We start from the raw sequence: 13,623 nt of genomic DNA, 5'->3' as shown, positions 1-13,623 counted from the left end.
GGGGACGCTCGGGAGATCAGTACCCGAGGACGGGGTCGGCGACGCCGATGAAACGACCGCTCGACAGGAATGCCTCGACGTTGGCACGGCAGCGTTCGAGGAACAGCGGCTTGATCATGTCGGGAGTGTCCGCCGAGTGCGGCGTGATGATCGCTCGTTCGTGGGAGAACAGCGGGTGGTCGTCCGGCAGCGGCTCGGGATCCGTCACATCGAGCCCGGCCCCGAAGAGCTGCTCATCGTCAAGGGCACGCACGAGCGCCTCGGTGTCGATGAGCGGGCCCCGAGCGATGTTCACGAGCACAGCCGTCTGCTTCATGGCGCGGAGTTCGGCGTCGGCAATGACATGGCGCGTCGCCCCGGTCGCGGCCGCGGCGAGGACGATGACGTCGGCTTCCGGAATCGCGGCGCGGAACCCGTCGAGGTCGACCGTTCGATCGGCGCCGGGCACGGCTTGCGCGGCGAGGCGGCGCCCGACGGTCACTGTGACGCCAAAAGGACGCATGAGGTCGATGAGCTCGAGGCAGATGCCGCCGGCCCCCAGGATCAACGCGTTCGCGCCGTACAGCGAGAGCCCGGACTGGCGACCCCACGAGGTGGCTCGCGCCCGCATCGGCAACTGGCGCTGCAGTGCGAGCGCGAGGGCCAGCGCGTGCTCGGCGACGGGTTGCGCGTAGGCGCCCTTGGCCGATGTGAAGAACACACCGCGTTCGGCGTGCGGCTTGAGCCGGTCCGCGAAGTGGTCGATGCCCGCGAACGGCAACTGCACCCACGAGATCTGCGGGTGGCGCTCAAGCGCGTCGATGAGCCCGTCGACGTCGCGAGGCGACGTGAAGATGAGACCGCGCGTCTCGTCGCCGAGCGGCACGAGCGTCGCTCCCGCCGCTTCGAGCACCGACTCCCCGCCGGCCAGCCCGCGATCGGCAGGCAGGATCGTCACGGCGCCGACGGCGGGCCGCCGGTCGTCGCCCACGAGCTCGGCCTCAGTCGCAGTCCGGGAACGGTGGCTGTACGCGAGCGCGGTGCGGTTCGCCTTCGACGTCTGGACGGTCTCATGGGTCATTCCGTGTCTCCCTGTTGGAACCTTGCGAACTCTGGCCGCTGCCGCGCGAGTTGCTCTTCCGCGCGTTGCGCGTCCAGGCGCGCCTCGATGTCATCATCGATGTCCTCGAACAGACCGTCGGCGACGCGCTCGACCGCCTGCAGCGCTTCGTCGTCCACCAGACCGGGCAGCGGAGCCTGCGCGAACTCCCGCGCCTCGCGCATCCGCTGGACGTAGGGGTGGTCGCTCGACGACAGCACCTCGTCGATGGTTCCGCGGGCGATCACGAACCCCTGGTCGAGCACCAGCACGTCGTTCGTGAGCCGCTGCACGGTCGCGAGGTCGTGGCTCAAGATCACCATCGTGCACTGCCGAGCCGCGTTGATCCGTTCGAGCAGCCGGAACAGCGCCGGGCGGGCGATGATGTCGACGCCCTGCGCCGGCTCGTCGACCACGAGCACGCTCGGCTCCACGATGAGCGCAGCGGCGAGCGCGACGCGCTGACGCTGGCCGCGCGACAGCTCGAACGGGAAGCGGCCGAGCATCCCCAGCTCGAGATCGACCGCGTCGATGAGCAGCGCGGCGGCCCGACCGAGCTTGCGCTTATCGAACGTGCGGTCGCGCGACAGGATCGGCTCGGCGATGTTCTCGGCGACCGTGAGATCGTTGCGCAGCTCGTCACCGCTCCCCTGCGCGAGGTAGCCGATGTCGAGCGTGATGCGTCGGCGCTCACCGCGCGACGGGCGGCGAAGGTCGAGGTCCGCGACGTGGAGCGTGCCCCCCGAGATAAATGGCCACGAGTCGCGCCCCTCGAAGCCTCGGCCGGACAGGACGCGGCCCAGCGCGGTCTTGCCGGATCCGGCGGTTCCGACGATCCCCAGAATCGCCCCTCGCCCGACCTCGAAGGTCGCTCCCGACAGTGCCTCATAACGGCTGCCGGCCCCGTGCTCGATGTACGAGATCGACAGATCGTCCGCGACGATCGCGGGGGTCGGGCCCGTCGCCGGGGAGACGCGGGCGGCTGCACCCTGCTCGTGCGTCGTCACTGCCCCTCCGTCCGAATCGCGTGCTGATCATGGTAGCCCGGCACTGCTGATGCGACGCCGGGGCACTCATTGCGGGGTCGCCGCAGCTCGCGCAGCAGCACGCGAACCGGAAGCGTGCGCACCCGCCGTGGCAGCATCCGGTACGCCGGCACGGCGACGGCGAGCGCGAGCTCGACCACGAAGCGGTGCTTGCGCCCCCACGCGGGAGCGAACTGGCGCCGTACGCCGGTCGGAAGCATCGCGAGCCCGAGCTGCCACGCGAGCGGGAGCGTCGCGCGCACCCACCACTCGGCGCCGCCTGGGCGACGCAGCTGCGCGAATGCCGCTCGCGCGTCGTCGGTCACCCGTGCCGTCGAGACCCGCTCGTCGAACCACGCGTCGAATGCGGAAACGGAGGCCGGCCACGCCCGCGGCGGCACGCGCAGCGCGGTCGCGATGGGGGCGAAGCCTCGCAGCAAACGCTCCTGATCGGCCGCCGACAAGGAGCCGAACGCCCGTCGGTGCATCGCTCTGGCCGCCCAGAACAGCGTCGCCGCGACCCACAACTGGGCGTCGGGCTCGTTGGCGTCGTACGCAACGCCAGCAGCGGCGCCGCTCCCATCGCCGCCGTGTACGGGCGCATGCGCGCGCTCGACGTCTCGCACCACGCCCTCGATGTCGCGCGCATCACCATGCACGATCGCCGACACGTAGGTGAGCGTGTGCAGGAGGCGTCGGGTCGGGGCGGCGGCGAAATCGCTGTGTCGGCGCACGCCCCGCGCCACTCTCGGATCCGCGAGCTGCAGGAGGATCGCACAGGCCCCGCCCGTGATGACGATGCCCTCCGATGTCACCCGGCGAGTCAGAGACCGGGCGTCGGCGTCGCCCTCCGGTCTGCCCGCCGTTGCGGCATCGCCTGCCACCGTCGATGTGGCACGTGCCCGCCGGCTACTCCTCACGCAGCGCACGCTTCTCGTTCTCGATCTCGACGAGCGCGCGCTGCAGCTCGAGCGAACGCTCCGGATCTGCGGCCTGGTCTGCGCGCTGCAGCGCTCCGAGCAGCTCCGCCTTCCGGCGCAGCAGGTCGCGTTCGATGAGCGAGGCGCCGATGGCGCGAACATAGGCGGTGATCTGCGCGTCGTCGTCGCCGGTCGGAAGCGGCGTCACGGCCAGCTCGCTGACGAGATTGGCGAACTGCTGCGGCACCTCCTCCGAGACGATCGCGATCCACCGGTTGGTTCCGATCGCCTGCCGCGACGCGGCGATGCCGTCGCGGACGGTCGCGAGTGTGGCGTTCGCGTATTCGCACGCCAGGATCCGTTCGAACACGCCGCGCTCCAGCGCGGTCGGGTACTGCAGCAGCGCCATGACGACCTGCGATTCGAGCCGCGTAACGGGGTCGGCACCGAGGTCCGCCATGCGGATCGGCGGCATCCCGGCGTCGAACGCCGCGCTCGCGCCTGCCGCTCCCGCTCCGCCGGCGCCTCCACCAAAGGAATCCCGACCGCGCGGCGCGCCCACGCCGCCGAGCTCGACGCCCCGCCGCTGCTCGTTGGGGCCTGGCGGCGGGTCGCCGATCCACCCGTCGGCCGAGCGGGTGGACGACCGGTGAGCCGAAGACTGCGCCCCTCTCCCCCAGCCGGAACGCCCCTGACCGCCACTCGGCGTCGCCCCGCCGGAAGCGGCACGAGCCCCGCCCCGCCCGGCTCCACGGCCGGCCTGCGTCACCGCGCGCTCGACCATCGGCAGGTCCATGCCCAGCCACCGCGCGAGCTGACGACTGTAACCGGGACGGATGGCGGGGTCGCGGATGCCCGCCACGACGGGTGCGGCCTGCCGCAGCGCGGCAACCCGCCCCTCGACGGTGTCGAGGTCGTGTCCCTCGAGCTGCCGCTTGATGACGAACTCGTGCATCGGGACCGCGGTGTCGACGAGGTCGCGCACGGCCGCGTCACCGCGGTGCAGGCGCAGGTCGCACGGATCGTACCCGTCGGGAGCCACGGCCACGAACGTCTGCGCCACAAAGCGCCGCTCCTCCTCGAAGGCCTTCATCGCGGCCTTCTGCCCCGCCTCGTCCGGGTCGAAGGTGAAGATCACGCGGCCGTTGCCCGACTCGTCGTCGAGGATGCGCCGCAGCACCTTGATGTGGTCGACGCCGAACGACGTGCCGCAGGTCGCGACGGCGGCGGGCACGCCGGCGAGGTGCGCCGCCATGACGTCGGTGTATCCCTCGACGACGACGACACGACGATCGCGCGCGATCGCGCGCTTGGCCAGATCGAGCCCGTACAGCGCCTGCTGCTTGTGATAGACGGGCGTCTCGGGGGTGTTCAGGTACTTCGGGCCCTGGTCGTCGTCGAACAGCTTCCTCGCGCCGAACCCGACGGTCTGGCCGGTCGTGTCGCGAATCGGCCATACCACTCGGCCGCGGAACCGGTCGTAGCTCGAGCCGCGGTCGCCGACCGAGACGAGTCCCGCATCCCGCAACTCCTGATCGGTGAAGCCCTCGCCAACGAGGTGCGATTTGAGGGCGTCCCACGATTTGGGCGCGTAGCCGACACCGAAGTGCTCGGCGGCCGGCCCATCGAACCCCCGCCCGCCGAGGAACTGCTGCGCGGGCGCGGCGTCGTGCGTCGCCAGCCGGCTGCGGAAGAACGCCTCGGCCGCCCGGTTCGCTTGCAAGAGGCGGATGCGCCGAGAGCCGTCGGGCACCGAGCCCCCGTCTTCGTAGGTGACGGTGTAGCCGAGTCTCGCCGCGAGCCGTTCGACCGCCTCGGTGAAGGTGATGTGGTCGATCTTCTGCAGGAACGAATACACGTCACCCGACTCGCCGCAGCCGAAGCAATGGAAGTGGCCGAGTGCTGGGCGGATGTTGAAGGACGGCGTGCGCTCATCGTGGAACGGGCACAGCCCCTTCATCGAGCCGACGCCGGCGTTGCGGAGCGTGACGTAATCGCCCACGATCTCGGCGAGATCGGTCCGGCTGCGCACCTCTTCGATGTCAGTTTTCCGGATGCGCGCCATGCGCGAATCCTAAGGGATGCGAACCCGGCCGGAACGGACCGCTACACGAGGCGCAGGGCCGTCTCGCCCGTGAGCCGCGCGTGCCAGGTGATCGCCGATTGATCGGTGAGACTCGCGATCTGGTCGACGATGACGCGTCGGCGCGCCACGTCGTCGTCCGCCGCCCCGAACGCTGCGGCGAACGGCACATCCAGGGCGGCACTCCCCCGCTCCCACAAGAGGTCGGCGAGCTCGGTCAGCAACTCGCGCTGATTGGCGTACAGGGGCTGGCGCCCGTCGTGCGACATCACGAATCCGGCCACGATGCCCTTGAGCATCGCGATCTCGGCGTGGATGGCGCGCGGCACCACCACCTCGGCCCGGTAGCGGACGATCGACTCGCCCGGGTAGGCCTCCCACGTCGCCTCCGTCGCGGTGCGGGCGAATCGTCCGATGAGCTGCGATGTCAGGTTCTTCAGCCGCGCCTGGTCTCGCATTGACCCGTCGTAGCCGTGCACCCAGTGAGGGAAGGCCAACAGCCGATCGAGTGCGGCGCCGAGCTCGTCCGCGGTGAATCGCCCCCCACTCCAGTCGAGGGCGTGGTAGAGGATCGCCTCGCGGTTGTCCCGGCTCTCGACCTCGCCGATCAGCACGGAGCCTGCCATGACCGCATCCTCGAAATCGTGGACGGAGTAGGCGATGTCGTCGGACAGGTCCATCACCTGCGCCTCGATGCAGGTCTTGCCGCGCGGGGCATCCATGCGAAGCCACGCGAACACGGGCACGTCGTCGGAATACACGCCGAACTTCCGCGTGCCCAGCAGCACGCCCTCTTCGCGTGTCCACGGGTACTTCGTCGTCGCGTCGAGACTCGCCCGCGTGAGGTTGAGCCCGTACGGCTCGCCCTCCGGCCCAACGACCTTTGGCTCGAGTCGCGTCACGACGCGGAGCGTTTGCGCATTGCCCTCGAAGCCACCGATGTCGTCGCTCCACGCGGCGAGCGCGCGCTCGCCGTTGTGACCGAACGGCGGGTGCCCGAGGTCGTGGGCGAGGCATGCCGTGTCGACGACATCGGGATCGAGGTCGAGGCTCGCCGCGATCTCGCGGCCGACCTGCGCGACCTCGAGCGAGTGCGTCAGCCGGTTGCGCGCGAAATCGAGGCCAGCCGTCGGCGACAGCACCTGCGTCTTCGCGGCGAGCCGGCGAAGCGCGCTCGAGTGCACGAGCCTCGCGCGATCGCGCGCGAACGTCGACCGCCGCCGGTTCTCGTGCTGCTCCGGCAGGAACCGCGCGCGGTCACGTTCACCGTACGGGCTGCCGGCGGGCGGCAGCTGGGGCAGCGGCACGGGCTAGCCCCCCGAGTTCGACAGCTCGGCGGCCGAGATGTCTGCGCGCTGGCGCTCGTTGAGCTCACGGCTCTCGAGCCAGGCGTCGGGAAGTGCCGGTCGCTTCGGGGTGCCGGCACGCCCCCGCGGGCCCTCCGCGTCGGCTCCGGGGTAGGCCGCGCCGGCGTCCAGCTCGCCGAGCAACTCCTCCATCTGCGCGAGCGATTCGACGCGGGCGAGCGCCGCGCGCACCTCCCCGCCGACGGGGTAGCCCTTGAAGTACCAGGCGACGTGCTTGCGGATGTCGCGACAACCGCGGTCCTCGTCCTCGAAGAACTCGACGAGGAGTTCCGCGTGGCGTCGAAGGGCCTGCGCGACCATCCCGAGGGTCGGCCGGTTGCGGTGTTCCTCACCGCGGAACGCGGCCTCGAGGTCGCCGAACAGCCACGGGCGGCCGAGGCAGCCGCGGCCGACGACGACGCCGTCGCATCCGGTTTCGCGCATCATGCGCACGCCGTCCTCGCCCGACCAGATGTCGCCGTTCCCGAGCACGGGAACGCTCGTCACGTGCTGCTTCAGGTCGCCGATCGCATCCCACTGCGCCTGGCCGGAATAGTGCTGCGCCGCGGTGCGGCCGTGGAGCGCGATGGATGCGACGCCCGCGTCCTCAGCGATGCGACCGGCGTCGAGGTACGTGAGGTGGTCGGCGTCGATGCCCATTCGCATCTTGACCGTGAGGGGGACATCGCCCGCGGCCTTGGCCGCGCCCTCGACGATCTGCCGGAACAGCGTGGTCTTCCAGGGCAGGGCGGCGCCGCCGCCCTTGCGCGTCACCTTGGGCACTGGACAGCCGAAGTTCAGGTCGATGTGGTCGGCACGCCCCTCGGCCACGAGCATGGTCACGGCCTCGCGCACCGTGACCGGATCGACCCCGTACAGCTGGATCGAGCGGATCTCCTCCGACTCGTGGTGCTCGATGAGGCGCATCGTGACGGCATTGCGTTCGACGAGCGCGCGCGAGGTGATCATCTCGCTCACATAGAGCCCGCCGCCGTACTCGCGGCACAGGCGCCGGAACGCCGCGTTGGTGATGCCGGCCATGGGAGCGAGCACAACGGGCGTTGTCAGTTCGAAAGGACCGATGCGCAGCGGCGCAACGCCGGACGCGGCGCCCGCGCGGATCTGCTGAGTCATCGTCTGCGTCATAACCGGCCTATTCTCCCAGGTTTCACGGCTTCGTGCAGCCCGCCGGGTGCGCGACCGCGCCAGTCACCGGCCGACGAGTTCGCGCAGGATCTCGGCCGCGGGCGCCGCGCGGGCGGCACGCCATCGCTCGCCCGCATAGGCGCTCACGCCGTGCACGTCGCCCGCCGCCTCGGCGGCGGCGCGCAGTGGCCCCGTGAGCTGATTGACCTCGGGATAGGCGGCGGGAGCGAGCGCGCCGACGCAATCGGTGAACTCGTTCCGGATGGCGCGCGCGAACCGTCCGCTGAACGCGCGCGTCGTCACCGTCTCGCCAAGGCCGGAGTCGGTCAGCGCCCGGAGCACGGTCGGTTTCGTTCCGGCCTCGTCGGCGCGAAGCAGGGCCGTGCCCACCTGCACGAGGTCGGCGCCGGCCACGCGTGCAGCCGAGTATCGCTGGGGCCCGTCGATGCCGCCGGCCGCGACGATCACGGGACGGGGATGGCCCGGGCCGTGACGCACCTCCGCGATGGAGCGCACGACGACCAGCGTGTCGTCGGCGTTGGGCTGTTCCTGGACGCGCCACGTCGATCGGTGACCGCCAGCGCGCACGCCCTGCGCGATGACGACGTCGGCACCCGCATACGCCGCCGCAAGGGCGTCGGATCGGCTCGTCACCATGACACCGACCGCCGAGCCGACGGCGTGGAGCCGCTCGAAGACGGCGAGGTCCGGCAGTCCGAACGTGAAGGTTACGACCTGAACCGGTTCGGTCTCGAGGAACGCCAACTTCGCGTCCCAGTCCTCGTCGTCATCGGTGCTGAAGGCGCCGAGGTCGGCCCGCCCGACGCCCAGCCTCGCCGCCAGCGCGCTCGCGGCCAGGTGCGTCGCGTAACGGTCGATCGCTGCGACGTGCGCCGCGAGGTCGGCGATCTGCCGCTCGGCGACGTTCGCGATACGGGGCACGAAGAGGTTGACCCCGATGGGGGCGTCGTGCGCGCCGGCGGTCGCCAACAGGTCGCGAGCGGCCCTCACGGATGCTGCCAGCGCGTCGGCGCGGATCGATCCCCCGGCGAGCATCCCGAGCCCCCCGGCGAGTGTGACCGCCGCGGCGAGCGTCGGCGCGGACGGACCGCCCGCCATCGGTGCACCGATGACGGGGATCGGCAGCGAACGGAGGTCGATCATGCCTCGAAGGTACGCCCGGTGATCGGCCGACTGCCAATGTCCGCGCTGGCCTCCCCGCGGGCGAACCGCGATGGATCAGGCGCCGATGAGTTTCGGCGCGAGGTAGGCCTCGACCTGATCGAGCGAGACGCGCTCCTGCGACATCGTGTCGCGCCCGCGGATCGTGACGGCCTGGTCGTCGAGCGTGTCGAAATCGACGGTGACGCAGAACGGCGTGCCGATCTCGTCTTGGCGGCGATAGCGGCGGCCGATCGCCTGCGCGTCGTCGAAGTCGACGTTCCAGTGCTTGCGGAGGGCGTCGGCGAGATCCCTGGCGGCGGGCGAGAGCCGTTCGTTGCGGCTGAGGGGCAGCACGGCGACCTTGACGGGCGCGAGCCGCGCATCGAGTTTCAATACCGTGCGCACGTCGACCCCGCCCTTCGCGTTCGGCGCCTCGTCCTCGGTGAACGCGTCGATGAGGAATGCCATCATCGACCGAGTCAGGCCGAAGCTCGGCTCGATCACGTACGGCGTGTAGCGCTCGCCGGTCGCTTGGTCGAAATACGACAGCTCGGTGCCGGAGGCCTTCGAGTGCGATGACAGGTCGAAGTCGGTGCGGTTGGCGACTCCCATGAGTTCGCCCCACTCGCCGCCCTGGAAGCCGAACCGATACTCGAAATCGATCGTTCCGGCCGAGTAGTGGGCGCGCTCCTGGGCCGGCACGTCGAACCGGCGAAGATTCTCCTCGCGCAACCCGAGGTCGGTGAACCAGTCCCAGCAGTCCTCGACCCAGCGTTCGAACCAGGTCTGGGCGTCATCGGGCGCCGTGAAGTACTCGATCTCCATCTGCTCGAACTCACGTGTGCGGAAGATGAAGTTGCCTGGCGTGATCTCGTTGCGGAACGCCTTGCCGACCTGGCCGATGCCGAACGGGGGCTTGCGGCGTGCGACGTTCAGCACGTTGTTGAAGTTGACGAAGATGCCCTGGGCCGTCTCTGGGCGCAGGAAGTGCAGGCCGGACTCATCGTCGACGACGCCGGCATAGGTCTTCATGAGGCCTGAGAACGAGCGCGGTTCGGTCCAGTTGCCCCGCTGTCCCGTCTCGGGGTCGGGAACCTCGTCCCAGCTGTTCGGCTCGCGACCGTGCTTCTTTTCGAACGCCTCCCACAGGTGGTCCGCCCGGTACCGCTTGTGCGTGAGCTTCGACTCGACCGACAGGTCGGTGAAGGTCTCAACGTGGCCGGACGCCTCCCAGACGGCCTTCGGCAGGATGATCGACGAGTCCAGGCCGACCATGTCGTCGCGGCCCCGGACGAAGGTGTTCCACCACTGCCGCTTGATGTTCTCCTTCAGCTCGACGCCGAGTGGCCCGTAGTCCCACGCCGACCTCGAGCCCCCGTAGATCTCGCCCGCCTGGAACACGAATCCGCGCCGCTTTGCGAGCGCGATGACCTGATCGAGCGTGGACTGAGCCATATGGCGGAACTCCTCGTGGCGGGGACGGTGTCGTGGGGCGGTGCGCCGGCGGGCCGGCCGACGACAGGCGGCAAGTCTATTGGGTCAGGGGCGCACCGATGTCGGCTCGGGCGACGGGGCGTCGGTGGCGCCGCCGAACCGGCGGTCGCGACCGACGTACTGGGCGATAGCCGCCCACAGGTGACGACGGCGGAAGTCGGGCCAGAGCGTGTCGAGGAACACGAATTCGGCGTAGGCCGACTGCCAGATCAGGAAGTTGGAGGTGCGCTGCTCGCCCGATGAACGGAGAAAAAGATCGACATCGGGGATCTCGGGCTGGTAGAGGTGACCGGCGAGGTGCCGCTCGCTGATGCGGTCGGGATTCAGCCGCCCTGCCGCCACTTCCCTCGCGACGTCGCGCACCGCGTCGACGAGTTCACCGCGACCGCCGTAGTTGACGCACATGTTGAGGGTCATGCGCGAATTGTCCCGTGTCAGGTCCTCGGCGAGACGGAGGTCCTTGATGACGGACTTCCAGAGACGCGGCTCGCGGCCGCTCCACCGCACTCGGACGCCCCATTCGTTGAGCTGGTCGCGCTGACGGTGCAGCACCTCGCGGTTGAACCCCATGAGGAAGCGCACTTCGGCCGCGTCCCGCTTCCAGTTCTCGGTCGAGAACGCGTAGACCGAGAGGTGTCGCACGCCGATCTGGAGCGCGCCCGCGACGACGTCGAGCAGCGCCGCTTCGCCGGCACGGTGGCCCTCCGTGCGCGGGAGTCCTTGCCGGTTGGCCCATCGGCCGTTGCCGTCCATGACGATCGCGACGTGCTCCGGCACCGCGGCCGCCGGCACGTCCGGCGGTTGCTCACCCGTCCAATCGACGGGCTTGAAGTGCGAGGTGGAAGCCGAACTCATGCCGTCAGGCTAGTTGTGATCTCGGGGTCGGTCGTTCACCGACGTTCGGGTCGTCGGACGCACCGGTGAGGTGCGTCACGCGTCGACGCCGCTCCAGAACGCGGCGAGGCGTTCCGCGAGTGCCGCGTGCACCTGCATGGGGAGCGAGTGCGTCGTGTCAGGCCACACCTCGACATGAGCGCCGGGAATTCCGCGGGCTCGGCGAAGCGCGCGCTCGCCGCCGACGAGCGATGAACGCGAGGCGATCGCAATGTAGACGGGCATCGATAGTCGATTGACCTGTGCGTCCGTGAGCGGCTTCGGCGTGGGGAGGGCTGCACGGAACTCGGCCGACCCGGACGCGATCATCTCCGAGATGGCGGACCGGGTGCGCACCTCCGCCACGTCGATGCCGCCGATCCTCGCCAGCGCGTGGTCTCGCAACGCCTGCGGCAGCGGAAGCGACGCGATGACCGTCAGTAAGAACGTCGACACAGGCGGCAGCGCGAGCGTGAACGCCGGCTCGAGAAGCGCCAGCGACGCCACGCGACGAGGCCGTTCCACCGCGAGGGCGGCGGCCGTCGCGCCGCCGAAGGAGTGACCGACGACATGTGCGCACTCCTCTCCCATACCGCCGAGCACCTCGTCGATCCACGTGGCCTGATCGGTCATCGAGCTCATGGGCGCGGTCTGCGTCGAGAGCCCGGCATCCCCGAGGGCGTCGACCGCTATGACGCGACGGTGAGGCAGCAGCTCGGGAAGGTTCTCCTTCCACATCGGCACTCCAGAGCCACGTCCTGGCAGCAGCAGGACTGGGGTGCCAGGCGCTTCGCCGCTCACCCATTCGTATGCTCGTACGTCACCGAACCCGGTGGGCACGTCGATCGTGCGCGATGGCGCGGGCATCTCGGCCAGGGCACGCTCGTACGCAGCGACATACGTCGCGCGCCCCTTCGCGCTGCGGAAGGCTCCCAGGGACATCGCTCCTCCGATACACTCGTATTGTAGGTTCTCATCATGGCAGAGCGAACGACCCGCGCGACACCGTCAGCGCGGAGCCCCGGACATATCGCGGAATCCGTCTGGGCGGTGATCGCCGAACGCGGCGTTGCCGGCGTGTCAATGCGGTCCGTTGCGGCGCAGGCCAGGGTCTCGACGGGCCTGGTACAGCACTATTTCTCGACCCGCGAGAACCTGTTGCACGCCAGCATGGATTTGATGGTTGCTCGTGCCGCAACCCAATATCGGCGGGTGGAGTCGCCCCGCGAAGCGCTGGAGCACGCACTCTCGCACGCGGTCCCCGCCTCCGATGCCGCCCGCCGCGGCGCTGCCGTATGGCACGCGTTTCTCGCCCTCAGCACCACGGATGCCCGAGCGGCCGACATCCTCGCCCGCGCCAAGACGAATCAGGAACGCGAGGTCGCTGGCCTCCTCGCCGAGCTGAGCGGACGACCGGACTCCGTTCTCGGCGCCCGCTGCCTCATCGCTCTCGCGGATGGTCTCGCCGCTCGTGCGTTGATCGCCGATCTGGATCCGGCCGAGTGCCTCGAGCTCATTCGCGATGCGATCGCCGCACAGCTGCGTTGAACGGCCTCGCCACGGTCGTCGCCGAACGAGCTGACAGGGCCCGCCGACGTCTCGCCACCGTCGTCGAGCTACCCGGGCGCGTCGACAGCGTGCCTGGGCATCACACCTCGTCGGACCGCATCGGTTCGTGAAGCGTCGAGCGACGCTCGGCGTCGGTCACGTGAAGCGAGCGCAGGCCCCGCTCCAAATGAAACTGCGCGTAGGCGGCCACGACGGTCGACGCCCGGTCGCGATCCGCTGAGCCGGCGGCCTCGACGACGCCCCAGTTGCCGGCGAGCAACGCCCACAGCACGCGCATGGCGTCAACCGACACGGCGATCGTCGGCCCCGCCTCCCGCGCGCAGGCGTCACACACGGCGCCCCCTGCGGCAAGCGAGACGCGCTCGAAGCCGCCGGCGGTGCCGCATCGGGCGCAGGCGGCGAAATTCGGCCGCCATCCGGCGAGCGAGAGCGCACGCAGCAGATAGGCGTCGCGGACGCCGTCGGATCGGCGCTCACCCCTGGAGAGCACGCGCAGCGAGCCGGCGAGCAGCACGTACTGCTGTTCTGCCGCGTGCGTCGAGTCCGCCGCATCGGCGAGGCGTTCGGCCGCCTCGACCATGGACGATGCCGCGGCGTATGCATCCCAGTCGGCCGCGATGTCGGCGCCGTAGGGGCTGATGGTCACCGCCTGCGTGACCGTATCGAGACTCCGCCCCTCCCGTTGTCGCCCTTCGAAGAGCTGCAGGTCGACGACCATGAACGGCTCGAGCCTGGCCCCGAACTTGGAGCTCGTGCGCCGCACGCCCTTCGCGACGGCACGAACGACCCCGCGCTCGCGCCCGAGCAGGGTCACGATGCGATCGGCCTCGCCCAGGCGCTGCGTGCGCAAGACGACGGCCTCCTCGCGGTAGGTCGGCATCTGTCAAGTATCCACCTCGATCGCCGCATTCGGCGGCGACCTTCC

At 70.1% G+C, this 13,623-nt stretch carries 12 protein-coding genes; 1 reads left to right on the top strand and 11 read right to left on the bottom strand.

Translation table 11 applies throughout. The features are described 5' to 3' along the window. Positions 1 to 16: 16 nt before the first annotated feature. From F8O04_RS06975 to F8O04_RS06930, 10 genes are all read right to left on the bottom strand, one after another. Positions 17 to 1,060 carry an NAD(P)-dependent oxidoreductase gene (locus F8O04_RS06975; RefSeq protein ID WP_158028544.1) on the bottom strand — a complete coding sequence of 348 codons (1,044 nt, stop codon included), beginning with the start codon at positions 1,058 to 1,060 and terminating at the stop codon, positions 17 to 19. Then, positions 1,057 to 2,085 (bottom strand): ATP-binding cassette domain-containing protein, encoded by a 1,029-nt coding sequence (locus tag F8O04_RS06970; protein WP_158028543.1) that lies wholly within the window; start codon positions 2,083 to 2,085, stop codon positions 1,057 to 1,059. Before F8O04_RS06970 ends, F8O04_RS06975 begins: the two co-directional genes overlap by 4 nt. Continuing rightward, positions 2,082 to 2,918: an oxygenase MpaB family protein gene (locus F8O04_RS06965; RefSeq protein ID WP_188726224.1), complete on the bottom strand. Its 837-nt coding sequence runs from the start codon at positions 2,916 to 2,918 to the stop codon at positions 2,082 to 2,084. The genes F8O04_RS06970 and F8O04_RS06965 overlap by 4 nt, the downstream gene beginning before the upstream one ends. A 94-nt stretch (positions 2,919 to 3,012) precedes the next feature. Beyond that, the gene (gene dnaG / locus F8O04_RS06960) at positions 3,013 to 5,088 is read right to left on the bottom strand and encodes a DNA primase (RefSeq protein WP_158028541.1); all 2,076 of its coding nucleotides are present in this window, start codon (positions 5,086 to 5,088) and stop codon (positions 3,013 to 3,015) included. A gap of 41 nt (positions 5,089 to 5,129) precedes the next feature. After that, a complete protein-coding gene (locus F8O04_RS06955; protein WP_158028540.1) occupies positions 5,130 to 6,413 on the bottom strand; it encodes a deoxyguanosinetriphosphate triphosphohydrolase in 1,284 nt (427 codons plus the stop codon). A gap of 3 nt (positions 6,414 to 6,416) precedes the next feature. After that, positions 6,417 to 7,586 carry a tRNA dihydrouridine synthase DusB gene (gene dusB / locus F8O04_RS06950; RefSeq protein ID WP_158028539.1) on the bottom strand — a complete coding sequence of 390 codons (1,170 nt, stop codon included), beginning with the start codon at positions 7,584 to 7,586 and terminating at the stop codon, positions 6,417 to 6,419. Positions 7,587 to 7,661: 75 nt separating this feature from the next. Beyond that, a complete protein-coding gene (locus F8O04_RS06945; RefSeq protein ID WP_158028538.1) occupies positions 7,662 to 8,762 on the bottom strand; it encodes a nitronate monooxygenase in 1,101 nt (366 codons plus the stop codon). Between the two features lie 75 nt (positions 8,763 to 8,837). Next, a complete protein-coding gene (locus F8O04_RS06940) occupies positions 8,838 to 10,217 on the bottom strand; it encodes a glycine--tRNA ligase (protein ID WP_158028537.1) in 1,380 nt (459 codons plus the stop codon). An 84-nt stretch (positions 10,218 to 10,301) separates the two neighbouring features. Further along, a complete protein-coding gene (locus tag F8O04_RS06935; RefSeq protein WP_158028536.1) occupies positions 10,302 to 11,111 on the bottom strand; it encodes an isoprenyl transferase in 810 nt (269 codons plus the stop codon). A gap of 75 nt (positions 11,112 to 11,186) precedes the next feature. Further along, positions 11,187 to 12,071 carry an alpha/beta fold hydrolase gene (locus F8O04_RS06930; RefSeq protein ID WP_158028535.1) on the bottom strand — a complete coding sequence of 295 codons (885 nt, stop codon included), beginning with the start codon at positions 12,069 to 12,071 and terminating at the stop codon, positions 11,187 to 11,189. Positions 12,072 to 12,107: 36 nt separating this feature from the next. Between F8O04_RS06930 and F8O04_RS06925 the strand changes: the two genes are divergently transcribed. Then, positions 12,108 to 12,677, top strand: a complete 570-nt coding sequence (locus F8O04_RS06925) for a TetR/AcrR family transcriptional regulator (protein WP_158028534.1) — start codon at positions 12,108 to 12,110, stop codon at positions 12,675 to 12,677. 100 nt (positions 12,678 to 12,777) lie between these two features. On the opposite strand, the gene recO is transcribed toward F8O04_RS06925, so the two are convergent. Further along, on the bottom strand, positions 12,778 to 13,578 hold the full coding sequence (recO, locus tag F8O04_RS06920; RefSeq protein WP_158028533.1) for a DNA repair protein RecO: 801 nt from the start codon (positions 13,576 to 13,578) through the stop codon (positions 12,778 to 12,780). Positions 13,579 to 13,623 lie beyond the last annotated feature (45 nt).

The organism is Pseudoclavibacter endophyticus, assembly GCF_008831085.1.
In the GTDB taxonomy this organism is placed as follows: domain Bacteria; phylum Actinomycetota; class Actinomycetes; order Actinomycetales; family Microbacteriaceae; genus Pseudoclavibacter; species Pseudoclavibacter endophyticus.
This window is presented reverse-complemented; position numbering and strand designations above follow the sequence as displayed.

Excerpts from the sequence above, each read along its gene's own strand:
- F8O04_RS06975 (WP_158028544.1), bottom strand. The coding sequence starts at position 1,060 with ATGACCCATGAGACCGTCCAGACGTCGAAGGCGAACCGCACCGCGCTC.
- dnaG (WP_158028541.1), bottom strand. The coding sequence starts at position 5,088 with ATGGCGCGCATCCGGAAAACTGACATCGAAGAGGTGCGCAGCCGGACC.
- dusB (WP_158028539.1), bottom strand. The coding sequence starts at position 7,586 with ATGACTCAGCAGATCCGCGCGGGCGCCGCGTCCGGCGTTGCGCCGCTG.
- F8O04_RS06945 (WP_158028538.1), bottom strand. The coding sequence starts at position 8,762 with ATGATCGACCTCCGTTCGCTGCCGATCCCCGTCATCGGTGCACCGATG.
- F8O04_RS06940 (WP_158028537.1), bottom strand. The coding sequence starts at position 10,217 with ATGGCTCAGTCCACGCTCGATCAGGTCATCGCGCTCGCAAAGCGGCGC.
- F8O04_RS06935 (WP_158028536.1), bottom strand. The coding sequence starts at position 11,111 with ATGAGTTCGGCTTCCACCTCGCACTTCAAGCCCGTCGATTGGACGGGT.
- F8O04_RS06930 (WP_158028535.1), bottom strand. The coding sequence starts at position 12,071 with ATGTCCCTGGGAGCCTTCCGCAGCGCGAAGGGGCGCGCGACGTATGTC.
- F8O04_RS06925 (WP_158028534.1), top strand. The coding sequence starts at position 12,108 with ATGGCAGAGCGAACGACCCGCGCGACACCGTCAGCGCGGAGCCCCGGA.
- recO (WP_158028533.1), bottom strand. The coding sequence starts at position 13,578 with ATGCCGACCTACCGCGAGGAGGCCGTCGTCTTGCGCACGCAGCGCCTG.